The organism is Spirosoma litoris, from assembly GCF_054776755.1.
Window position 1 is genome coordinate 512,813 of sequence record NZ_BAAHBI010000020.1, and the last position, 21,894, is coordinate 534,706.

Here is a 21,894-nt window from a genome sequence, read left to right on the forward strand (position 1 = left end):
AGGAAGAATTGGGGTTTATCACCAGCCCGGATTTTGGGTCAGTTTGGGGTTAAGGTCAATTTCCCGTTGTGGAACGGGATGGAGGTAGTGCTTTTCTGCCGCATTTGGCTTGCCCGCTACATGCAGGGCCGTAATCATGCGTTTGGTACGGATGAGGTCGAACCAGCGCTGAAATTCAAACATCAACTCTAGCCGACGCTCTGTATAGACCGCTTCGCGGAACTGCGACTGAGTCAGATTTTCTAATGCGGGAAGGCCCGCCCGTTTTCGTACTCGGTTAATGGCCGTATACGCTTCTGTGGTGGGTGAACCCACTTCGTTCAACGCTTCGGCGTAAATCAGCAGGATTTCGGCAAACCGGATGACGGGAATATTCTTAGCCGATTCGGTTGGGTTGGCTGTCTGTGCTGGATCGAAATATTTGAAAAATCGGGGATCAAACGTAACAGCCTTTCCTGTCGTTGGGCTAACCAGCGAGGTGAAGAAGGTAACATCCCGTCGTTTGTCGGTTGCCGAGTACAGTTTATAGACATCCGGTTGGGGTTCGTCGGTACCAGCCGATGCAACACCTGCAATGCCCACCGGCGTAGCCGACGACGCCAACCGATTTCCCTGACCATTGACATTCGATTTACACTGAACAGAAAAAATATGCTCCTTCCCGTTCTTGGTGGCCACATTAAAGACATCGGCGAAGTTTTCGAACAGATCGTACCCATAAGGGCCGTTGATAACCTCAAGACTTTTGGCAGCGGCCTTGCTCCATTCCTGCCGGGTTAGGTAAACTTTGGCTAGAATGGCTTTAGCAGCACCACCCGTTGCCCTGCCTGCATCGGTACCGCTGTACGAATTAGGTAACGCTTCGGCATCGGTCAAATCGCTGATAATCTGCTGGTAAACCTGCTCGACTGGCGTGCGGCTTACTTGAATCGCGTCTTTTTCTAATGAACCGGTTTCCTGTAGAACGAGCGGAACATCGCCCCACAAACGCACCAGCGTGAAGTAAGTCAATGCCCGCAGAAATTTAGCTTCGTTAACCAGCCTGGTTCGTAGGGTTTCGTTCATTGAAATCGCCGGAATGCGCGCAATAGCAATATTGGCGCGATTAATGGCGGTATAGCTTTCCTTCCACAGTTCATCGACGCGGTCGTTGGTGGTCGAATGTGCTAGCACGGCAATGGAGCGAACGTCGGCATTGGTCACCCGAAGACCCGCAATGGCGTCATCCGACATGATTTCGAAAGCCAGATGAAACAGACGGTTGTACATCGTCAGGCCGCCATTGTTTAGGGCGCCGTTGTACACACTATTCACGGCCGATATAGCATCACTTTCGGTTTTATAAAATTGCTCTGCAGTGAGCAGGGCCTGGGGATTCTCATTTAAATCGGTGCAGGAGGCCAGCGCCAACAGCCCAATTGACAGGATCAGTGCCTTTTTCATGAGTATGGTAAAAACGTTAAGTCGATTAGAATGAAATACTTAAGCCAGCCAGATACGCCTTGCTGCTGGGATATACACTGTAGTCAATACCCAGATTGAGGGTGCTTTGCTCATTGCGGCTCGCCTCTGGATCGTATCCGCTATAGCTCGTGAAGGTGAACAGATTCTGAGCCGTCACGTATACTCTAACCTGGCTGGAACGAATTTTCGAAGCAATACTCTTAGGCAGATGATACCCCAGCGATAGGTTTTTAAGCCGCAAATACGACGCATCTTCCACATACCGGCTTGTATTAACGGGAGCGGGGTCTTCAAACGCACGCTGGATTGTATTGCTTGGGTTGGTGGGCGTCCACCGATCCAATGCCGTTATAGAGGCATTCTGCTGACCGGTCAGAAGCTCAAGCTGCTGTTTGTTCTGGTTGAACAGTTGGTTGCCGTACGAACCCTGAAAGAAAATGCTCAAATCGAAGTTTGCGTACGAGAAATTGTTCGTCAGGCCGCCAATAAACTTGGGCTGAGCATTGCCAATAATCGTCCGGTCGTCGGTTTGGGTGATTTTCCCATCGCCATTGATATCGACGTACCGCCGATCGCCGGGTTTAGTTTTCGTGGGATCAATGGTGGGCAGCTCAGCAATATTATCAGTAGTCTGGAAAAGACCATTCGTTTGGTAGCCGTAGAACGAGCCGAGCGGTTCGCCCACTTTAGCAATATTGGCCCCCGAGATAATGTAGCTGGCTTCATCGCCCAGACTGACGACCTTGTTGCGGTTAAGCGAGAACACCAGATTGGTATTCCAAGAAAATCTGCCGCGTAAATTTTGCGAGTTAATGCCCAGTTCAATGCCCTTATTATCAACCGTTCCATAGTTCTGCAAAGAAGTCGATTGGCCAGTTGTGTAAGGGATTGGCACGTTTAGGAGCAGATTCGTAGTTCGTTTGTAGTAGGCGTCAAAAACGATACTCAGGCGATTCTTAAATAAGCCCAAATCTATGCCCGCGTCGTATTGGGCGGTTGTTTCCCAACCCAGATCAGGGTTGGAAATTCGGCTCGGAGCAAAGCCAATTACCGTCTGATTACCAAAGAAATACGTATTCGTTGCTAAAGTCGCCAACGATAAATACTGCCCGATTTCCTGATTTCCGGTAATACCAGCGCTCAGCCGAACTTTCAGGTTGCTAACCGAAGGTACTGAGGCTAAAAATGATTCCCGACTCACGTTCCACGCAAATGCCGCCGATGGGAAATAACCCCATTTCTTGTCTTTCCCGAAACGGGAAGAACCGTCTGCCCGCCCACTGATAGTCAGGATATATTTCTGATCGAACGAATAGTTTAGTCGCCCTAGAAATGAATTTAAGGCCCATTGAGTCGCGCTGGAAGAAGGTTGCGTGTAGACTGATCCACTGCCTAAGTCATTGTAAGTCAGTTGATCGGTAACGAATTGTTGCGAGCCAGCTATAACGCTTTCGTTCTGGTAAGCCTGTTGCGTATAACCAACAACCGCATTGATCGAATGCCGGCCACCCAGGCTACGGCTGTAGCTTAACGTGTTTTCATTCAGCCAACTCGACGCAAACTTACTACCTACAGAGGCCGTGCCTGTTGCACTTGCATTAGCTCCCTGATAGATCGTAGACGGTACATAGCGATTCTGTTTGTTATTAATAATGTCGGCGCCAAACGAGATTTTAGCCACCAACCCTTCGGCCAGCGTGTATTCGCCAAATACGTTGCCTAACAGACGATAGGTGGTTGTTTTATTGATCTCTTTTTCGAGCGTGGCGATGGGATTCCCCAGCGGTGTCTCAAATTCACTTTGGTAGGTGTACTCGCCCGTAGCAGTCCGGATAGGAACCGTAGGTGGCATGGACAAAAGCGCATTCACGATGCCCGCATTGGCAATCCGTGCAGAAACCTTACTAGCGGTAAAGTTTGTCCCAACTCTGAATTTTGCCGAGAAATCACGGTCGAGGTTGATGCGAATAGAATAACGCTCGAAGTCCGTATGGCGGAGAATACCATCCTGTTTAAAGTAGTTTCCCGAAATTGCATAACGCGTACGATCGTCGCCACCCGACATGCTCAGTTGGTGATTTTGAATCAGGGCCGATGTAAAGGCCTCTTTTTGCCAATCAGTACCACCAGTTAATGCCTGAAGTTGGGCATCGGTATAATAAGGCGCTTTCCCTGAATTAGCCCGAGCATCGTTTTTTAGAAGGGCCCAATCGCGGGCGCTCGTGAGTACATCAACGGTTTTTAGAACACTCTGCTGGCCATAATAGGTCTCATAGGTGATGCTGTTTTGGCCCGCTCTCCCTTTTTTGGTAGTAATCAAAACAACTCCATTGGCACCTCGCGAGCCATAAATCGCTGTGGCCGAGGCATCTTTCAACACCTCCATCGACTCAATGTCGCTGGGATTCAGACTGGCCAGCGCGTTGATGCTTGGGCCACTGACAACGCCAGCGTTTGCATCGGTATTATTGTTATAAACCGGGAAACCATCGATCACATACAAGGGCTCATTACCACCTGTAATTGAATTGCCACCCCTAATCCGAATGCTGATGGCGCTACCTGGCTGGCCCGAGGTTTGGGTTACCTGAACACCGGCTGCCCGGCCCGCCAGCGCCTGATCGAGCGATGAATTGATGGTTTTGTTAATCTGTTCGGTATTGATTGACGATACGGAACCCGTCAGATCTGTTTTTCGCACCGTACCGTAGCCAATCACAACAACTTCAGAGAGTTGTTTAGAATCGGCGGCCAGTTCAATATTGACTGGATTACCTTCGGCAATAATCTCTTTTGACTGATAGCCAATAAAGCTGATAATCAGTGAAAATGGAAGTTTTTGGCCCGTTTTGAGCGTAAACTGGCCGTTGGTGTCGGCCGTTCCTCCATTGGTTGTTCCTTTGATTAAGACGGTAGCTCCAATAAGAGGTTCACCTGTTCGCTGGTCGGTTATTCGGCCGCTGAGCGTGGTATTAATGGTTGGCGGAATGGGCTGCGCCAATACTACAGCCGGAATTAACAGACTTAATCCCCAAAGAAGCCGGACGCGGCCCGATAGAGTTTTTATCATTACTTTGCATTGGTTACGTGAGAAATGAGACAGGCCGGCTGATGTTGGTAGCATCTGAAGGCTCTGAGAATTGCTTCGGCAGTTTCTGTCTTGTTGTGACTATCCGGGACGGTTGGCGCCGTTCCGGATTTTTTATGTGCCGAGCTGGTGGCAATTACTGCCGCTGGTATTTTGGGTTGTCAGGTAGTCATAACAGTTTAAGTGAAAAATGGTCATATATCCTATGGGATTTATAGAATATAAATTAGTAAACTAGATTGAATTAAATGACTGTACTAGGTAAATTGATGAAGGGCCTAGAGCGATGAAGTAACTGCGTAGACCTGGCAAGAAAGGGAATTATGGCTACGTAAGGGCTTAGCAGCAACAGCTTATAAAGACAGAAAGGGTTCTGTTTTTATAAAAGCCGGAATGGATACGGGTAGTGAAAAGATTGACTGTTTTCATATATATGCTTTATTCCACAGAGCAGTTGGCGCTACTCTTGTAGTTTGATTGGCAAAGGTGACTAGCGATTTTTCTATTTCCAAGAATTTTTGCAAAAATCTGATAAACAGCTATTTACCTAATACTCTATCGAGATATACTGTTATAGACTACTATTCCTACAGAATAGAATTTATTTGAGTCTGGCTTTGCTTTTACCCAGAAAGGAGGCTAATCATGAAATGGGAAGAGCTCTAATGAGCGGCTTAAGTAAGCTCAGTAACTTCTTCTTTCTTTTCCCGAAGTTGTTTCGTCGTTTTTCGTGAACCATCATGACTCCAGCCGGGAGGTCCGAAAATGTAACCCAAGGCAGCCCGAAGTGATTTTGCCCGACGAATGTCCTGCCCAATCGCTACCCATTCGTGAAAAGCAATCCGGACGGGATTATGTGAATTGACATTGGTGACCAGACCGTAGGTTGGCCGATTCCGCTCTAGTTCAAACGTACCGAACATACGGTCCCAGATAATGAGGATACCCGCGTGGTTTTTGTCCAGATAATCAAGGTCGGAGCCATGGTGTACCCGGTGATGGGAGGGTGTGTTGAATATAAACTCAATCGGTTTAGGAAACTTGTCAATGAGTTCGGTGTGAATCCAGAACTGGTACAGCAGACTAATTGACTGCATGGTCATGATCGCTATGGGCGAGAAGCCAACTAAGGGAAGCCATATCCAGAAAATGAAAGCGCCTGATAAATTACCTGTCCAGGTTTGACGCAGGGCCGTACCTAGATTGTATTTCATGGACGAGTGATGCACCACGTGTGATGCCCAGAAATATCGGCTACTGTGGCTGATCCGGTGGAACCAGTAATAGCTAAAATCATCGGCAAAAAACAGGATTGCCCAGGCCCACCATTGAGTCATATCAACTGTGAACAGTCGGAATTGATAGACCAGCGAATAAGCACCAAATACGATCGCTTTACCAACGAATCCAATAATTACGTTGCCAATTCCCATCGACAAGCTGCTGGCCGTGTCTTTGGCGTCGTAATAATCTTTTTGCTGTTTAGCTGTAACCAATACCTCCGCAACCAGTAGAATCACAAAACCAGGAATAGCATACTGAATCAGATCTCTCATAATTTTTCTGACTTTTATGCAAGTTACTATCTTTTAAACACAGAGAGCACGGAGAATTACATGGAGCACACAGATTTATATTTCTGTGAACTCTGTGCAATTCTCCGTGCTCTCTGTGTTTAAAAAATTAAACCTTTTACCGGTTCATCGACGTTAAAAACTCTTCATTGTTTCGGGTGCCTTTCATGTGGCCAAGCAGGAAGTCCATGCTTTCCATCGGATTCATATCGGCCATGTGCTTACGAAGAATCCAGACACGTTGTAGTGTTTCTTTATCTAGTAACAAATCTTCCCGACGTGTGCCCGATGCCATAACATCAATAGCAGGGTAAACCCGCTTGTTAGCCAGTTTACGGTCTAATTGGAGTTCCATGTTGCCGGTACCTTTGAATTCTTCAAAGATAACCTCATCCATTTTCGAACCTGTATCGATCAGCGCCGTAGCAATAATGGTCAGCGAGCCGCCATTTTCTACATTACGGGCTGCCCCAAAGAATCGCTTAGGTCGGTGAAGTGCATTCGCATCGACACCACCCGACAGAATTTTGCCCGATGAAGGAACGACCGTATTATACGCCCGTGCCAGACGAGTAATTGAGTCGAGCAAAATCACGACATCATGGCCGCATTCAACCATGCGTTTGGCTTTTTCAAGCACCATGCTCGATACTTTTACGTGACGGTCGGCCTGCTCATCGAAGGTGGAAGAAATCACTTCGGCATTCACGCTACGGGCCATGTCGGTCACCTCTTCAGGGCGTTCATCGATCAGGAGTACAATTAAGTACACTTCTGGGTGATTCCGGGTGATGGCATTGGCAATTTCTTTCAACAGAACAGTCTTACCTGTTTTGGGTTGAGCGACAATCATGCCCCGTTGACCTTTTCCGATCGGCGCAAATAAATCCAGCACCCGCGACGAATAATTGTCGGGTCGGTTGCTGAGATGAAGTTGCTCTTCGGGGAAAAGGGGAGTCAGGTATTCGAATGGAATCCGGTCGCGGATTTCTTCGGTTGTTTTCCCGTTGACGGTCGATACGCGCAGGAGAGCAAAATATTTTTCGCCTTCTTTGGGCGGACGGATAGCACCGCGTACCGTATCACCAGTTTTCAGACCAAATAATTTAATCTGCGAGGGCGAGACATAAATATCATCGGGGCTAGCCAGGTAGTTATAATCTGCTGAACGAAGGAAGCCGTAGCCACCGTCCTGCATAATTTCCAAAACACCCTCGTTGTCGATAATACCATCGAACTCCCGAATGTGCTGGTTATACTGCCGACGAATACGGTTTTGATATTCCTGAGCTTCACGAGCGGGTTGGTTCAATTGGGGTTGGGGAGCCTGACCACCTTCTGCCTGGGCAGGTTGATCCGCTTGCGTTTCGGTAGGAGTCGTTGTTTGCTCAACGGTTGCATCGGTAGCAACTGCGGTTGGTTCTGCAGTCGATTGCATATTGGCTGCATTCTCTTCCGAAACAACGGTTGGTGTCAAGAACTCATCGTCAGCCTGACCGCCGTAATTTATGGCTGTTTCGTCCGTAACAACCCGCTGGGTTCTTGGACGTTGGTCGCGACGCTGGTTATTGTCTCGTAAATCCCGTTGATTGTTTGAGCCTTGACCCGCATCGTTGCGTTGCCGATTATCCCGTTGTCCATCTGGACGTAGGTTCCGCTGCTGATTTTGATCAGGGCGGGCGTTTCGATCTCTATCGTTACGAGGGGCGCCTTGTCGGAATGAACGATCGGTAGATGAATTTCCTTCGTCGCTATCGCGTCGGTTTTCGATCCGGTTCCGATTGGGTTGGGTAAATTGACCATTCCGCTGACCGGGCTCACGGTTAACGCGAGATTGCGGAACAGGCGTAGTTGTCTGTATAGGAGCGGCTGCTTCTGTTGCGACGGGCGTTTCCGCAGGTACACTTTCAGGAGTTGCCGGGGTGCTAATTTCAGGTGCAGGCGTTGGAGCCGTTTCTACTACCGGAGTAGGAACACTCTGCGCTACTTCCTGTGCTACGCTTGGTTTGGTTTCGACACGTTCACGTTTAATACGCTGGCGTGGCTGGGCACTCGGTGTGCTATTGGGCACAGGTGTAACCTCGACGGCGACAGGTTGGCTTTCCTGAACAGGAGCCGCATCAGCTACCGCAGCGGGCGCTTTAACACGTCGATTACGCTTCGGTGCTTCTTCAGGCTGAGCCGTTTCTTCAGGACCGGGACGTTCCGACTGTTGTTTTATAATTTCGTAAACCAGTTTTTCTTTTGTGAATTTGGCGATATTACGAATACCAAATTGCTCGGCAATTGGGTGAAGCTCGGAGAGAAGCTTCATGTCTAATTCTTCTTTCTTAAACATAGAGGTCAGGTTAGCGATAAACCTTGAAAGGACCGCCTGAGCGGTAAGGATATAAGTTGAGGATTGTTGATAGTAAGAAACCGCTGTTTTGATGGGCGCGTTAAGAGACCTGGTTGGTCTGGCTGTGGGGTTATTGATTAATAAACCAAACTAACCTCAACAAATTCAAGTGATTACGTATTGAAAAATAAACCAAAAATATAACTTGGAGTGATTGCCTGATCCAAACTTCACCGTCTGGTGGGGCCAGATGTAGTGTTTACTAAAAACGTTTGGAAAATGGCGGTTCGCCGTTGCGATTATCAGCTGTAGTTATGGGTTGTATCTATTTCTGAAGAACCCAAACCTGCCAACTAGATTGATGGTAACAAAGGTAATGTTTTGTTGCGGTATTATCAAGGAAACGTTATTCTGTCAGAAATGTTTCCTGAATATTGAATAAAAAAAGATTTTAATCGAAAGTTCATGCTTTTGTAACGGGCAATCATCATGCCGATTTGTTCTAGCTACACCATACGTTCAAAAGTTCTTTTGTGAGCGTCGGTTGTCATATACGATAGCCCTTGCTAATGGGGAAAGTGTGGCTACTGTCGTTAAAAAAACTTAAAACCTCAAGGCTGAATAAATTTTGTTCGCTACATGAGCGTTGCATTTTCAACTATGGATCGAACAGATACGTCCTATCATAATCTGCAAATTTCTCCAACCCTGGTTATCGACTGGGGGAATACCAGCCTCAAAGTCGGCTGGTTTGTTGGGTCGATGCTGGTTGAAACAGGTCGTTATGCTTCACCCGACGAGCTGGTTATTGCGCTTGCCAACCGCACCAGTGAGCATGTTTTGGTTTCGTCGACTAGCCGTCCTGCCGATGAAATTCGGACTCGATTAGTAGGATTACAGACTGATTTCTGGGTACTGGACAGCCAAACGCCCATACCCATACGCAAAGCATATGACACGCCCAACACCCTTGGAGCCGACCGGGTTGCAGCTGCCGTAGGTGCTATGACACTATTTCCGGATCAGGACTGTCTGATTCTGGATCTCGGAACCTGCCTAACTGCCGACCTGATTGATCGTGATGCTGTATTTCAGGGTGGGCTTATTTCGCCGGGTTTACATATGCGCTTTCGGGCCATGCATGAGCAAACGGCCCGTCTACCATTAGTTGACTCCGCTGAGGAGTGGCCTGACTTGACGGCTAAAAATACAAGAGCGGCCATGCAAAGTGGCGTGATGAACGGACTGGCCTTTGAACTGAACGGAATCATCGAAGTATATCGTCAGGAACGACCCGATATTAGGGTGATCCTTTGCGGTGGCGATGCTCCTGCCTTTGAAAGTCGTCTTAAACAGCCGATATTTGCAGTGCCCGAATTGGTGCTAACTGGATTGAATCGAATTTTACGCTATAATGTTGAGAATTTACAAGCGGATACGTCGGACGTTAACGCATAGTTTGCTGGCCGTTGCCGCAACATCGCCGATGGTATTGGCGCAAGGGTTGGGTAATTCACCCTATTCGTCTCTGGGTATCGGAGAAATGTACAGTCCAGGTAATGCGACCAATATGGGCATGGGCGGTGTGGGGATAAGTAATGCCAGCGGTTTCTATCTGAATCTTCAAAATCCTGCATTACTGGCTCAACGAAGACGCTTTACCGTTTTTGAAGTAGGTCTGATCGGAAAATCGGCGGGCCTTAGCCAGAACATCAGCAACACAGAACAGAGCCAAAATAATGTGGCCGGAAATCTGGGCTATCTGGCATTAGCATTTCCGGCTAGTTCCCGCTGGAACATGTCTTTAAGTTTAAAGCCGTATACGTTTGTTAATTACAATACCCAGGAAATTACCTCTGTACCAGGTACGCAATATGCGGCTGCCTATAACTACACAGGGCGTGGTGGCTTGAACAAAGCAACGTTTGCAAATGGCTATCGGATTACGAATAACTTCTATTTAGGTGCAGAAGCGTCATTCCTATTTGGTAACGTTACCAATTCTGCCGATTCGAGAGCAGTTACCAGTACGACCGATTTGTTGGTGACGCACTTAAATCGGGTCAACTATAGCGATGTTGTCTTTAAATTAGGCGGTGCCTGGCGTCCTAAACTAAACGATAAATGGACGCTTAATCTGGGAGCCACCTACGACCCCAAAGCGCGTATCAAAGCGCAGCAGACAGATATTTATCAACAAACATCCTTGTCTGGACTTGCCATTACTGCCCCCGATACAATTCGACTTAACTCAAACAGTAAAGCAACCTTGCCTCAGCAGATGCATTTTGGGATCAGTCTGGAAAAGGCGAATCAGTCATTACTAGTAGGCGTTGATGTTGGCCTTCAGAAGTGGAGCGAGTATCGTACCGCTGATAATAAAGCGGGCGGTCTGGTTGATGCAATGACGTTTGCCTCGGGGGTTGAGTACACGCCTAAACCGACTTCAAACCGTTATCGTGATCTGATCACCTACCGTGCAGGGTTCCAGTATAACCAAATGCCCTATAAAATAGGGGGCCAGGCCATTAATGATATTAATGGGAGTATCGGCCTTTCGCTACCATTAGGGTATAACCTGGTTAACCACATAACCTTAGCCTTGGTGGCGGGTCAGCGAGGTGTGCTGACGGCTAATCAAATTCGGGAGCGCTATGTGCAGATTGCATTGGGCTTCTCGTTGAACGACTGGTGGTTTATTAAGCGGGCTGTTGACTAAATGAAATGAATAATGAATAATGAAAAATGGAAAATGACGAGTAGGAAAATGATTTTGCTGGTGATAAGAAGCCAGTATCTTCGGAAATCTTTCTATTATTCATTACTCATTATTCATTGTTCATTAATACTCCTGGCCTGCGGAGAACGTAAGCAGATTAAAAAAGTAGAGCCCTATAGTGGTCCTATCGAAGAAATCAATGATGTAAAGCTGCTTTATAGTGAAGCCGCTTTACTAAAAGTGAAGCTGACAACGGCTAAACAACTCCGCTATCTTAACGAAAACCGACGTTACCCCAATCCTGTTAATATTTCGTTTTTTAACCCCATGGGCGATGAAATAACAACGATTCGCTCTGATTCTGGCCGTTACGATAAAGCGAAAGATATATATGTGGTGATGGGTAACGTTGTGGTCATTAACAAGCAAAAGCAGGAAAAACTCCTTACGCCTGAACTGACCTGGAGCCCTCCTTCGAAAAAGGTATATACGGATAAGCGGGTGACAATTCTGAGCCAACTGACGGGCGAAAAACTCTATGGAATGGGCTTAGATGCAAATCAGGATTTCTCCAAATACGCCATTCGGAAAGTAACCGGTGTTTTCAACGTACAAACCGGGATATAAAGTCGTTTTAAATAGATCTTTATAGATACTGTGAGATTCTGTTGATTCTATTCCAGTGGTTATCAAAAAAAAGAATCCATGGAATAGAATCAACAGAATCTCATAGCATCACTAGAATCTGTTTTGGTAACTGGGATCTACATTATTTACAAGCTTCCAGAATTGGCTTTACCGATTTGACATCTGTCAATTTGGTTTCGTTTCCCCACTCGTTGTAGATATACGTAGCTAACTCGGCAATTTCCAGGTCACTTAATTGTGGTTGCGGAGGCATTGGACGATTATAGGGCTTGCCATTCACCACTATAGGTCCCTGCTGACCGTAGCGCATCAAACAGATAACCTTGTTTTTGTCTTTCAGAAAATCTGATTTAGCAATTGGCGGATAAAGCGAAGCAAGCCCTTCGCCTTTGCTCTGGTGGCAATTGGCACAATTGTTTTTATAGATCAGAATCCCCTCCGTAATATATCGTTGCCGCTTTATTTCTTCTTCGCTTTGGCACGATACTAGGCCGATAAGAATACCAATAAAGCCGAAAAGGCTGGTGAGTCGAATCATGGTTTGTACTCGGCCAGAAGTCGAGTCATATCAGTCATTAATTTATCGACACCGGCTTCGGTTGTGCCATCGTAGATGCCTCGTATGTGTTTTTCCTTGTCGACCAAAATAAACGCACCGCTATGAATGACACCTCCGGGGGCTGTGCTATCTGCCTGCGCCGTAACCATATAACTACTTTGCCCGAGGTCGTAAATCTTGTCGCGGTCGCCAGTTACAAACAGCCATTGACGGCCTGTTACGCCTAAGTTTTGCGCAAACTCTTTCAGCACAGCCACCGAGTCGTGGGCTGGGTCGATGGTGTGCGATAACAACATGACATCTGGATTGCCCTTGAATTTCTCATAAACCCGCTTTAGTTGCACCTTCATTTTGGGACAAATGGTTGGACAACTGGTGAAAAAGAAATCGGCTACATAAATTTTATTGTCGAGTGTTCGGGCCGTTACCGTGTCGCCATATTGGCTAACGAACTTGAAATCTGGAATAGATTGATAAACGGAGTCGGTCTGCTCTTTCCCATTCACCATTTTGGTAACAGCTTCTCGCTGGCCTAGAATAGGCAGTTTATCCGTCGACGAATTGCCACAGCTCCATAGGAAAGCAACAAAGCCAATTATGGCAATCCAGGTCCTATTTTTTACCCAAAAACTGTTTGGCTTGCTCAATGCTGGTATTAACTTTTTTCTTGACATCCGTAATTTGATCTTTTTGTGCGGCCAGATAATTCAGCGCTTCGTCGGAAGAGAGTTTTGCGAGTGTATCGCCGTTGTATTGAGCCATCCAATTGTTCATGAGGCTATCAGCAACGAGCAAATCCTGGTTCAGACGAACAACTTGTGCTTTCTCCTCATCGACTCGTACGGTGGCTGCGGCTGAGCCATTGGCCTTCAGGCTGTCGAGCGATGTGCCACGCTGATTCAATTGTTTTTTCAATTTGACGAGATCGCCCATTACTTTAGGCATAATCTCATCATGAATGGCAAATACTTCGTTTTCTGCCTTTTTAACGGCCTCTTCGCCCGAATTACAGGACCAGAAAGAACCGCTAAGGGCAATTAAGATGGCAAGTGTCTGTGTAGTTTTGTTCATTTGGGGGGATTATTGTGTTGATATAGAATGTGTGACATAGGGTATAGGATATATTTTGGGAATCTATCTCATACATCCTATACCATACATCATTACTTTACTGTTGCGCGTTTTTTCAAGATTTCACGAGCATTTTTGAGGACACTCGCCGACGGGTTTTTACCACCAATCATTTGGGCGATTTCGTTGATGCGTTCGTCTAACGTTAGTTTTTTAATTCGACTAACCGTTTTATCGGACGAGTGGTCTTTGTAAACGAAATAATGCGCAGTGCCTTGGCCGGCTATCTGATGGAGATGAGTAATGGCAATAATCTGGTGACTGTGCGACATATCGTGCATCATATTGCCCATTTTAATGGCAATCTCGCCCGATACACCCGTATCAATCTCATCGAAAATAATTGTCGGTAGTGATCGTTTACTGGCCAGAATATATTTAATCGCCATCATCAATCGCGAAAATTCACCACCAGAAGCCACGTTTTTCAGTTGCTGGGGTTTCATGCCTTTGTTGGCACTGAACAGGAACGATATGGTATCGACACCCGTAAGGGTTGGTTTACTTGTTTCAGCCTGAATCTTTAACGATGCGTTTGGCATGCCCAAGTCTTGTAATAATGTGCCAATTTCCTGCTCGATAGGAGCAAGGACAGCTTGCCGGGAGGCCGACAAGGCTTCGGCAGAGATTTGCAATTGAGCGTATGCGGCTGAGGCTTGTGCTTTGGCTTCGCCAAGGGCATCGTCCAGGTTCAGCACTTTGCTCACTTTCTGGGCTAATTCGTTTCGTAAAGCAATCAAGGCTTGTACATCTTTAACCTGATGCTTGGTCTGGAGTTGATACAACAAATTCAGACGTTCACGAATAGTCTCCGCACGAACATCATCCACTTCTACCTGATCTTGCTCTGTGCTAATTTCATCGGCTAAATCACGTAGCTCAATCAGACTGCTTTGCGCCCGTTGCTGCAATTGTTCATACTGATCCGATAGCTTACTGATGTAGGCCAGATTACTAACCGCACCCTTTAAAAAATCAATGACAGATTGTTCGGTATTATCGAGGTATTCGTAGGCGAGTTGTAGTCGCTCCTTTATTTCCTCCGCATTCTCCAGGATCGTCAACTCTTGTTCGAGCGACTCCTGCTCATCGGGTTGTAGTTGGGCTTTGGCTAATTCTTCGTACAGAAAATTATTGTAATCAAACTCTTTTCGCATAGACGCGGCCTCCGATTGCAACTGATCGTAAGCAGCCTTCTTCGTGCGATAAGTTTGATATTCAGTGCGATAGGTGCGTAATAAATTGTCGTTCTGGGCGTACGTATCCACAATTTCCAGTTGATACTCATTCGACCCAAGTAGAACAGAATCGTGTTGTGAGTGAATGTCCATCATCTGGCTTGTTACCCGACGGAGGGTTTCCAGGTTGACAGGTGTATCGTTGACGAATGCTCTTGATTTGCCACTCACACTAATTTCCCGACGAACAATGCAGGTAGTGGAATAATCTAATTCTTCCTCATCAAAAATACGTTCAATGGCGTAACCAGTTACGCCAAATGTACCTTCAATAACACATTTCCGTTCAGGATTATATAAAACGCGGGTGTCGGCTCGGTTACCTAACAGCAACCCAATGGCGCCTAGCATGATTGATTTTCCGGCTCCTGTTTCGCCCGTGATTATATTCAGCTCACGGTCGGGCATGAGTTCGAGTTCGTCAATCAGGGCATAGTTTTTTATTAGTAAATGCGATAACAAAATCAGAAACAGTTAACAGTGAGCAGGTATCCTTATTGAGTGAGCAAGCACTGGAATTAAGCTACAAAATTGGCTAAGCAGCCATACATAAGTAACAGGAATAGTGGTCGTTGTTGTTCGCTCACTGAATTAATTTTCGGTAATTTTCTGTCTTGGCCGGGTCCAGATACGAAAGTAAATCGAAGGCTTTCTGACGCTCGGTAGGTGTTCCTTCGAATAGAATATTATAGAGTTCCTGCGACTTAGCATCAAAAAACGAATTGATTAATACCGAATTGGGCATTTGAAGGCCAATGGTACGAATCGTTGCCAGTAAATCGAGGATCTGTTTTCGTACCTGTACGGGGTTGCCTGCAAACATATCTAATCCTAAGCGGTGGTAGGTATACATGCCATCGCGAAAAGGAATTAATTGCTGATTCTGAAGATTCTCGATGAGCCAATACCGGTTACGTCGGTCACCCCCAGCTTGCCAGGCCCCATTGGATGATCCCTGCTGGGCCAGATTCGTAATGCTATAAGCTTTTTGTATAAACTGACTCCCGCCTTCTTTGCTAAATGTGTCGTAATCAACGGCCAAAATGACATTGGCATAGTAAGCCAGTAACGAAGTCAGGTCGTCTGAGAATTGATTTTCCCGAAAATAGACCGGCGTTGTTGGCAGGTAAACAAAGTTGAAGGCTCGGTCTACGTAGCTGAAAATGGTCGTTTCGTAGTTGGTACCATAAACCGGACGGGTGACAACAATTTGGGCCGTGGCTTCGAATACTCCCTGTGATAATGATTTCACCAGGTTAATGTTCATGGAGCAGTTAATACGCTCGTTAACGGCAAACTGTTCGTTACTCCAGCGCCGGTTGTTCATAAACTCCGTGATGATGCCCTTCAACTGGCTTACGTAGGCAAAATCTGTTTTCTGCTGGGCAAACAACTGATCAGAGTTAATCGTCACCTGACAATTCAACTCTTGTGCCTGAGAAAAGGCAGCAAAAAAGAGTAGCAGAAATAGAGTATGTACCGTTCGCATCCGTAATAATTTGCTATATAAATTATGCCTTTTCTCTGTCATAAACAAATGATAAAGATAGCATTATGTTTAAGTAAGGCTTTGCAGCGGGTTGAGCTTTCTGACAACTAAGTTCACCAAATCCTGTGCCACGTCATCTTTCGATTTTAGCGCAAATTCGTGTGTTTGACCCCCTTTGTCAATAACGGTGATTTTATTCGTATCGTGTCCAAAACCAGCCCCGGCATCGCGTAATGAATTTAACACAATCCAGTCCAGATTCTTTGATTGAAGTTTCTTTATTGCATTTTCATACTCATTATCTGTCTCCAGGGCGAATCCCATGATCAATTGATTGGGTTGTTTCTGGCTTCCGAGCGTGGCAGCAATGTCGGTGGTTTTAGTGAGTTCGAGGGAAAAGAAGGTTTCTTTTTTCTTGATTTTCCGATCGGCAGGGTGAGCTGGTGTATAATCGGCAACAGCCGCGCTCAGCACAACGATGTCGGCTTCACCGAACGCTAGTTGTGCGGCTTCAAACATCTCCTGAGCTGATCGAACCTGAATTCGCTGGATGCCTGGATGAGCGATTGATAAGCTAGTAGGTCCACTGACTAACGTAACAATGGCTCCGGCCTTCGCAAACGCATTGGCAATGGCATATCCCATTTTGCCGGTCGAATGATTACTAATGTAGCGAACGGGATCGATGGGCTCCTGGGTAGGCCCCGCTGTGATTAAAACACGTTTCCCCGCTAAATTTCCTATTGCTTGAGGGTTGTCTTTTTTCTCAAAAAACTCGTGGAGCAATTGGACAATCGTTTCGGGTTCAGCGAGTCGGCCTTCTCCAATTAGGCCACTGGCTAATTCGCCGTGTTCAGCCTGGATAATGTGATTGCCAAACGATTCGAGTCGACGCAGGTTTTCGACTGTTGTTGGGTGACGGTACATGTCGACATCCATAGCAGGCGCGAAAAATACCGGGCATCGAGCAGACAGGTAAACCGCTGACAATAGGTTATTGCATAAACCTGTTGCGCAACGAGCCAACGTATTTGCCGAAGCGGGCGCGATAACAATCGCATCTGCCCACAAACCCAGCTCGACATGATTATTCCAGCTACCATTACCTGAGTTACCCGATTCGGAGGATACAAAGGTCGACAAAGCCGGACGCTTCGATAAGGTAGCGAGAGTCAACGGGGTAATAAAAGCTTGGGCTGCTTCGGTCATAACAACCTGAACTTCGGCTCCTGCCTTAACAAGCAGGCGAACTAACAGGGCCGATTTATAGGCTGAAATACTGCCTGTTACACCGACAAGGATATGTTTCCCTGCTATTGACATGGATTTAGGAAGTCGATAGGCAAGAGTCTCTTAGTCATTAACTTCCCAATAAAATAGGGGTGTCGTGTTATTGACTAGTACTTGTCCAATTTAGTTTCTAGAGATTCTTGGGATTCTATTGCTCTGATAATCACCATTGATTAAATCGAAAGAATCTATAGAATCCTCTAGAATCTATGCTGTCAAAGCACTAGTTACTATTGAGCATTGCCTAATTTAAACACTAAAAACCGCACGGTAAATTCACCGTGCGGTCCTGAAAATAGAAAACGGAGCGAGCTTATTGCTGAGCTTCGTCGTTAGAACGCCAGTAAACTTTGCCTTCCAGAAATTCATCCGTAGCAATCGAAGTTGGCTTCGGCATGCGCTCGTAGAATTTCGAGATTTCAATTTGTTCGCGGTTTTCGAAAACCTCTTCGAGGTTGTCTACTGCCGAAACAAACTCGGAAAGTTTGTTGCTTAACTCTTCTTTATTTTTGGTGGCAATCTGCCGGGCACGTTTAGAGATGATCGAAACCGATTCGTATAAGTTGCCCGTTTGAGCGGCAATCTTATCGTTATTTCGGGTAATGATGGATTGATTTGTGGCCATGTTTTGATTTATGATTTAATAATTACGAGCCGGGCCGCCGGAGCGGTACGATTTCAAATTACATTCCTGGGCTAGCCATAATTCGTAATTCGTAAATCGCAAACCGTAATTCAATTTGCGGCTGTCACTTTTGCCGGAAGATTCTTAAGCTTTTCTTTTTCCTTTTCACGTGCCTGTTCTGCCTTATCCAACCGATCAATTTCTTTCTGGCTGGTCTCGAACATTTTCTCTGACTGCTTCAGGTACTTGCTATTCGGATACTTATCAATGAATGCCTGGTGATAACTAATTGCTTCCTGATAACGTTCCTTTTGCTTGTTTTCCAAACTATTTTGAGCCAGGCTGAATTCTGCATCGACTTTCAAAAACGCCAACTCCTCATTGTATTCAGAATCAGGAAATTCTTTCTGGAAATTGTTAATGGCAATTACCGACGATTTATACGAAGCAATGTTAAAGCCGCTGGTTTTATAATAAAGCTTGGCTTTTTCGTAGGCTTTGCGTTCCAACTTACCGCGCAACTCCAGAATCTGCTTCGTGGCATCGTCACGATATTTGCTATCAGGGTACGCGTTGATGAAATCCTGTAAGGCTGAGGTTGCTGTCAGTGTGTTCGATTGATCAAGATTAAAGGAAGGCGTATCGCGATAGAGCGAGTAGGCATACATATACATAGCCTCCTGAGCATAATCTGACCGGGCAAACGTTTCATAGAACTTCTTAAACAGCGTTGAGCTTAATAAATATTGCCCTTGATGAAACTGTGTATAGGCGTAATAAAACTGAGCCATTTCAGACTCATTACTGCCTTTCAGTACAGGAATTAGTTCTTCAAACAGGAGTCCAGCGCGGTACCAGTCTCCTTTTTTATAATAAGCAATAGCTCCTTTGTACTTAGCATCATCGCTACCACTTTTCTGCAATTTTGAGAATGGGCTACACGAACCCAGTAAAAATACTACCCCAATTCCCAGCAGAATCTTACCCAAATGACGTTGTTGCATATGCTTGCAAAGATACAAAAAAAATACAGGCTACACCGTTTTAACGACGACGCAGCCTGTGATAGTGCTGAAAATAAACAGTAAATAAGGCTGTTTAAACTATTTTAACAAATCAGGCCGGGCTCTTACTGATGGCGAACAAGCAAGCGTTTAGTCGCTACTTTCTTCCCATCAACGGTGAGCTGATAGAGATAATACCCTGTATCTAACGGGCGGGTAATAATCCGAACTTTGCGATCATTACGATCTAGTTCTATCTGCTCATACCCAGCTACAGGTGTTCCCAATATATTCAGGAGAACCAACTTCGCTTCCGTAGCCGAACCGCTGAACTGATAGTCTAACTCAGCTACATCATCGGCTGGGTTAGGGTAGGCGTTTGAAATCCATAGCTTATCGTTGGAAAACAGGCGATTATCGGTTTTGCCTTCCTGAGCAGGGGCTGATCGTAGTTCGGTAGCCTGAGCCGACACTTCTGCCGACGACGCACGGGCAGTTGGCTTAGAGCCTGCATTCGGTAGCAACAGGGATCGGTAATGTTCGTTGATCGCCGAGTTTTTATTGAGCGTTATTGACCGATCAAGTCCCGACAACGTCGGATTAGGCATGATCGAAAACCGTTGAGACGGTAGTCGAGATGCACTTGTTTTTTGTGGCGATGACGTTCGGCCCAGTTCGAGTCGGCTCCCTTTCCGGACATCCGTATCCCGCTGAGCGACCTGCGCTCGGAGCGGGATAGTTGCCGTTAGCAAGCCCGTCAATACACCAATAAGTATAAATTTCTTCATGTAAGTCTATTCAGGTACACACCTATTCACCACAAACCTATTCAGCTTAAAAGACAAAGTCAACTCACTATTGTCTAAAAAATTGTTAAAAAGCTTAATTATTAACTTTTCGAACCAATTTTTGAGCCAAAGGTTTGTTTTGGCCCTTCTTTTTTAATGGTTTTTTCACGGCTGGTTTTTCTGTTGGCGGAGTTTCGAGCCATAAAACCTGCCCCTTGGTAGGCTTTTCTGCTTCGCGCCACCGAAAACCATCCAACTCTTTCGTCTCACCAGTTATTTCCTTGGGTGGAATTAGTTGAGAATCCGGGTGACCGTAAAATCGAATTCGACCAACTTTGTTATCGGTGAATTCGATGTTCATCCGACTACATTCAACGTGATTCAACCCAATTAATTTATTTTTCTCATTCAGGGCATAATAGATACTCTGCCCATTCCCATCAACAATAACCCGTTCCAATGTGGTCTGTTCCTGCAGTCGAACTGAATCGGGTGTTGTTGATTCGTTTTTTCTAGTCGATACGCCTTTTGGTAGGGTATTCGTTGCAGATGCTACTGCATTTTTGATTGTATTTGTCTGCGCGTTTCGTTTTTTGTTTGGCTGTACTTCATTGGAAGCCACCGAAATAGTGTCTGGATTTACCAGTTTTGTAGCAAAATAAGCGGTAATGGTACGTCCCTTAACCTGATTGAAATTTTTAAGCGTATCGAGCGAAATGACAAATGATTTTGCTTTCAAATACATCGTATGAATCCGATTGTTTTTGAGCAAAACGGTCATCGAATCGGCCTCCATCTGGTACTTATTTTGGCTCCAGAGAATGGGTTTTTTATAAAAATAAATTGTCGAATCGGCCATGTCATAAATGAGCGAATCGCATTTACTTTGCATGTCTGATTTATAGACAAAAACATTTTTTTGACCCAACAGCCTACGGGTGTTGGTTACTTTATTATCGAAAGAAAATAAAGTATCTGCTCGCAAATAGAGGGTATCATTTGTTGCTTCGTTCGCGAGACTTTTAGCAACCGCATGGCCCGTAACCCGCGAGATGCCTGCTTTTCCATTATAGCGAACATGATCGCCCAGAATGACGGCTTTACGGTCTTTAGCAACCATAATTACCTTGCCTTTGGCAATGCCTAGTTCAGATACGTTGTCGTAATAAAGGGAATCGCCAGTGAGCCGATATTTAGGTGTTTCGACAGTTGCCCGGCGCTGGAAATTCGAGATGCCCGTTATGGTGTTGTATTGACCTGCAATGGCTGTCAGAACACCATCTTTGTTCTTGATACGGGTTGGCCCCTGAAATGTGGCCAGTCGGGTGAGCGAATTATAAAGCAGCGAATCGCCAGTGAGCGTACCTTTGGTATTTACTAAACGAACATTCCGGCGAAATGTAGAGAGCTTGGTTCGGGTATCATAGTAGCCTTCGAGGCTGGTCAATACGTTTTCTTTATCGACAATACGACCGGGGACAGGGTAGTGCGCAATACCCGATACCATATCGTAATCGAGTTGAGCGGTGGTTAAGGTCATTTTGCGGTCGCGCATGACAACGTGCCCCCGCATATTTGCCTGGCGGGTGTTACCGTAATAAAACATGGTGTCGCCCCGCACATTGATCGTGTCGCCCTGAACCAGCCGAACGTTGCCGTAGGCTTCAATTACGTTAGTCGTCACGTTCTGGATCGCAAGGTTGCAGTACATCAATACACCTTTGTGCCGCAACCGAACGTTATTATGCAACTTTCGAACGACCTGACCAGGTATATTAAGCACAACCAGACTATCTGCGTGGAATAGCTCGACTTTATCGCCAGGACCGGCAGCCGCAGGCGCTCCGCCTACCTGAGCGAGCGCATCGGTAGAAGAGACCACTAAAAAAAGCCAGATAAAAGCGAATAAAATGCGAGAAAATAAACGAATCATAAGACA

Annotated in this window: 17 protein-coding genes; 3 read left to right on the forward strand and 14 right to left on the reverse strand. The window is 46.0% G+C overall.

What is annotated here, in order from left to right; translation table 11 throughout:
• Positions 1-18 precede the first annotated feature (18 nt).
• The 4 genes from ACYVGR_RS14170 to rho all read right to left on the reverse strand — a co-directional run bounded on the left by ACYVGR_RS14170 (position 19) and on the right by rho (position 8,464).
• The gene (locus tag ACYVGR_RS14170) at positions 19-1,443 is read right to left on the reverse strand and encodes a RagB/SusD family nutrient uptake outer membrane protein (protein ID WP_460957674.1); all 1,425 of its coding nucleotides are present in this window, start codon (positions 1,441-1,443) and stop codon (positions 19-21) included.
• A 25-nt stretch (positions 1,444-1,468) separates the two neighbouring features.
• A complete protein-coding gene (locus ACYVGR_RS14175) occupies positions 1,469-4,534 on the reverse strand; it encodes a SusC/RagA family TonB-linked outer membrane protein (protein ID WP_460957677.1) in 3,066 nt (1,021 codons plus the stop codon).
• A gap of 692 nt (positions 4,535-5,226) precedes the next feature.
• Entirely contained in the window at positions 5,227-6,108 is an 882-nt protein-coding gene (locus ACYVGR_RS14180) for a sterol desaturase family protein (protein ID WP_460957679.1), read from the reverse strand.
• 136 nt (positions 6,109-6,244) lie between these two features.
• Entirely contained in the window at positions 6,245-8,464 is a 2,220-nt protein-coding gene (gene rho / locus ACYVGR_RS14185; RefSeq protein WP_460957681.1) for a transcription termination factor Rho, read from the reverse strand.
• A gap of 660 nt (positions 8,465-9,124) precedes the next feature.
• Between rho and ACYVGR_RS14190 the strand changes: the two genes are divergently transcribed.
• From ACYVGR_RS14190 to lptC, 3 genes are read left to right on the forward strand one after another with little or no spacing between them, the layout of a single operon-like run.
• Positions 9,125-9,922 (forward strand): type III pantothenate kinase, encoded by a 798-nt coding sequence (locus ACYVGR_RS14190; protein WP_460957684.1) that lies wholly within the window; start codon positions 9,125-9,127, stop codon positions 9,920-9,922.
• Positions 9,879-11,183, forward strand: coding sequence for an OmpP1/FadL family transporter (locus tag ACYVGR_RS14195; RefSeq protein ID WP_460957686.1), 1,305 nt, complete (start codon positions 9,879-9,881; stop codon positions 11,181-11,183). The genes ACYVGR_RS14190 and ACYVGR_RS14195 overlap by 44 nt, the downstream gene beginning before the upstream one ends.
• A 12-nt stretch (positions 11,184-11,195) precedes the next feature.
• Positions 11,196-11,810, forward strand: coding sequence for an LPS export ABC transporter periplasmic protein LptC (gene lptC, locus ACYVGR_RS14200; protein ID WP_460957688.1), 615 nt, complete (start codon positions 11,196-11,198; stop codon positions 11,808-11,810).
• Between the two features lie 142 nt (positions 11,811-11,952).
• Here lptC and ACYVGR_RS14205 read toward each other — a convergent pair whose 3' ends face one another.
• The 10 genes from ACYVGR_RS14205 to ACYVGR_RS14250 all read right to left on the reverse strand — a co-directional run bounded on the left by ACYVGR_RS14205 (position 11,953) and on the right by ACYVGR_RS14250 (position 21,888).
• Positions 11,953-12,369, reverse strand: a complete 417-nt coding sequence (locus tag ACYVGR_RS14205; RefSeq protein WP_460957690.1) for a c-type cytochrome — start codon at positions 12,367-12,369, stop codon at positions 11,953-11,955.
• Positions 12,366-13,037: an SCO family protein gene (locus tag ACYVGR_RS14210; RefSeq protein ID WP_460957692.1), complete on the reverse strand. Its 672-nt coding sequence runs from the start codon at positions 13,035-13,037 to the stop codon at positions 12,366-12,368. The genes ACYVGR_RS14205 and ACYVGR_RS14210 overlap by 4 nt, the downstream gene beginning before the upstream one ends.
• Positions 13,003-13,461, reverse strand: coding sequence for a viral A-type inclusion protein (locus tag ACYVGR_RS14215; protein WP_460957694.1), 459 nt, complete (start codon positions 13,459-13,461; stop codon positions 13,003-13,005). Before ACYVGR_RS14215 ends, ACYVGR_RS14210 begins: the two co-directional genes overlap by 35 nt.
• Positions 13,462-13,553: 92 nt before the next feature.
• Positions 13,554-15,221, reverse strand: coding sequence for a DNA repair protein RecN (recN, locus tag ACYVGR_RS14220; RefSeq protein ID WP_460957696.1), 1,668 nt, complete (start codon positions 15,219-15,221; stop codon positions 13,554-13,556).
• 121 nt (positions 15,222-15,342) lie between these two features.
• Positions 15,343-16,248 (reverse strand): type IX secretion system protein PorD, encoded by a 906-nt coding sequence (gene porD / locus ACYVGR_RS14225; RefSeq protein ID WP_460957698.1) that lies wholly within the window; start codon positions 16,246-16,248, stop codon positions 15,343-15,345.
• 69 nt (positions 16,249-16,317) lie between these two features.
• Positions 16,318-17,571 (reverse strand): bifunctional phosphopantothenoylcysteine decarboxylase/phosphopantothenate--cysteine ligase CoaBC, encoded by a 1,254-nt coding sequence (coaBC, locus tag ACYVGR_RS14230; RefSeq protein ID WP_460957700.1) that lies wholly within the window; start codon positions 17,569-17,571, stop codon positions 16,318-16,320.
• Positions 17,572-17,851: 280 nt separating this feature from the next.
• Positions 17,852-18,163 (reverse strand): DNA-directed RNA polymerase subunit omega, encoded by a 312-nt coding sequence (locus ACYVGR_RS14235; protein ID WP_460957702.1) that lies wholly within the window; start codon positions 18,161-18,163, stop codon positions 17,852-17,854.
• A gap of 110 nt (positions 18,164-18,273) precedes the next feature.
• Positions 18,274-19,167, reverse strand: a complete 894-nt coding sequence (locus tag ACYVGR_RS14240) for an outer membrane protein assembly factor BamD (RefSeq protein WP_460957704.1) — start codon at positions 19,165-19,167, stop codon at positions 18,274-18,276.
• Between the two features lie 125 nt (positions 19,168-19,292).
• Positions 19,293-19,955 (reverse strand): T9SS type A sorting domain-containing protein, encoded by a 663-nt coding sequence (locus tag ACYVGR_RS14245; protein ID WP_460957707.1) that lies wholly within the window; start codon positions 19,953-19,955, stop codon positions 19,293-19,295.
• Between the two features lie 94 nt (positions 19,956-20,049).
• Positions 20,050-21,888 carry an OstA-like protein gene (locus ACYVGR_RS14250; RefSeq protein ID WP_460957709.1) on the reverse strand — a complete coding sequence of 613 codons (1,839 nt, stop codon included), beginning with the start codon at positions 21,886-21,888 and terminating at the stop codon, positions 20,050-20,052.
• Positions 21,889-21,894: the final 6 nt, after the last annotated feature.

Coding starts and splice junctions, on each gene's coding strand:
- ACYVGR_RS14170 (WP_460957674.1), bottom strand. CDS start 1,443: ATGAAAAAGGCACTGATCCTGTCAATTGGGCTGTTGGCGCTGGCCTCC.
- ACYVGR_RS14175 (WP_460957677.1), bottom strand. CDS start 4,534: ATGATAAAAACTCTATCGGGCCGCGTCCGGCTTCTTTGGGGATTAAGT.
- ACYVGR_RS14180 (WP_460957679.1), bottom strand. CDS start 6,108: ATGAGAGATCTGATTCAGTATGCTATTCCTGGTTTTGTGATTCTACTG.
- rho (WP_460957681.1), bottom strand. CDS start 8,464: ATGTTTAAGAAAGAAGAATTAGACATGAAGCTTCTCTCCGAGCTTCAC.
- ACYVGR_RS14190 (WP_460957684.1), top strand. CDS start 9,125: ATGGATCGAACAGATACGTCCTATCATAATCTGCAAATTTCTCCAACC.
- ACYVGR_RS14195 (WP_460957686.1), top strand. CDS start 9,879: ATGTTGAGAATTTACAAGCGGATACGTCGGACGTTAACGCATAGTTTG.
- lptC (WP_460957688.1), top strand. CDS start 11,196: ATGAATAATGAAAAATGGAAAATGACGAGTAGGAAAATGATTTTGCTG.
- ACYVGR_RS14205 (WP_460957690.1), bottom strand. CDS start 12,369: ATGATTCGACTCACCAGCCTTTTCGGCTTTATTGGTATTCTTATCGGC.
- ACYVGR_RS14215 (WP_460957694.1), bottom strand. CDS start 13,461: ATGAACAAAACTACACAGACACTTGCCATCTTAATTGCCCTTAGCGGT.
- porD (WP_460957698.1), bottom strand. CDS start 16,248: ATGCGAACGGTACATACTCTATTTCTGCTACTCTTTTTTGCTGCCTTT.
- coaBC (WP_460957700.1), bottom strand. CDS start 17,571: ATGTCAATAGCAGGGAAACATATCCTTGTCGGTGTAACAGGCAGTATT.
- ACYVGR_RS14235 (WP_460957702.1), bottom strand. CDS start 18,163: ATGGCCACAAATCAATCCATCATTACCCGAAATAACGATAAGATTGCC.
- ACYVGR_RS14240 (WP_460957704.1), bottom strand. CDS start 19,167: ATGCAACAACGTCATTTGGGTAAGATTCTGCTGGGAATTGGGGTAGTA.
- ACYVGR_RS14245 (WP_460957707.1), bottom strand. CDS start 19,955: ATGAAGAAATTTATACTTATTGGTGTATTGACGGGCTTGCTAACGGCA.
- ACYVGR_RS14250 (WP_460957709.1), bottom strand. CDS start 21,888: ATGATTCGTTTATTTTCTCGCATTTTATTCGCTTTTATCTGGCTTTTT.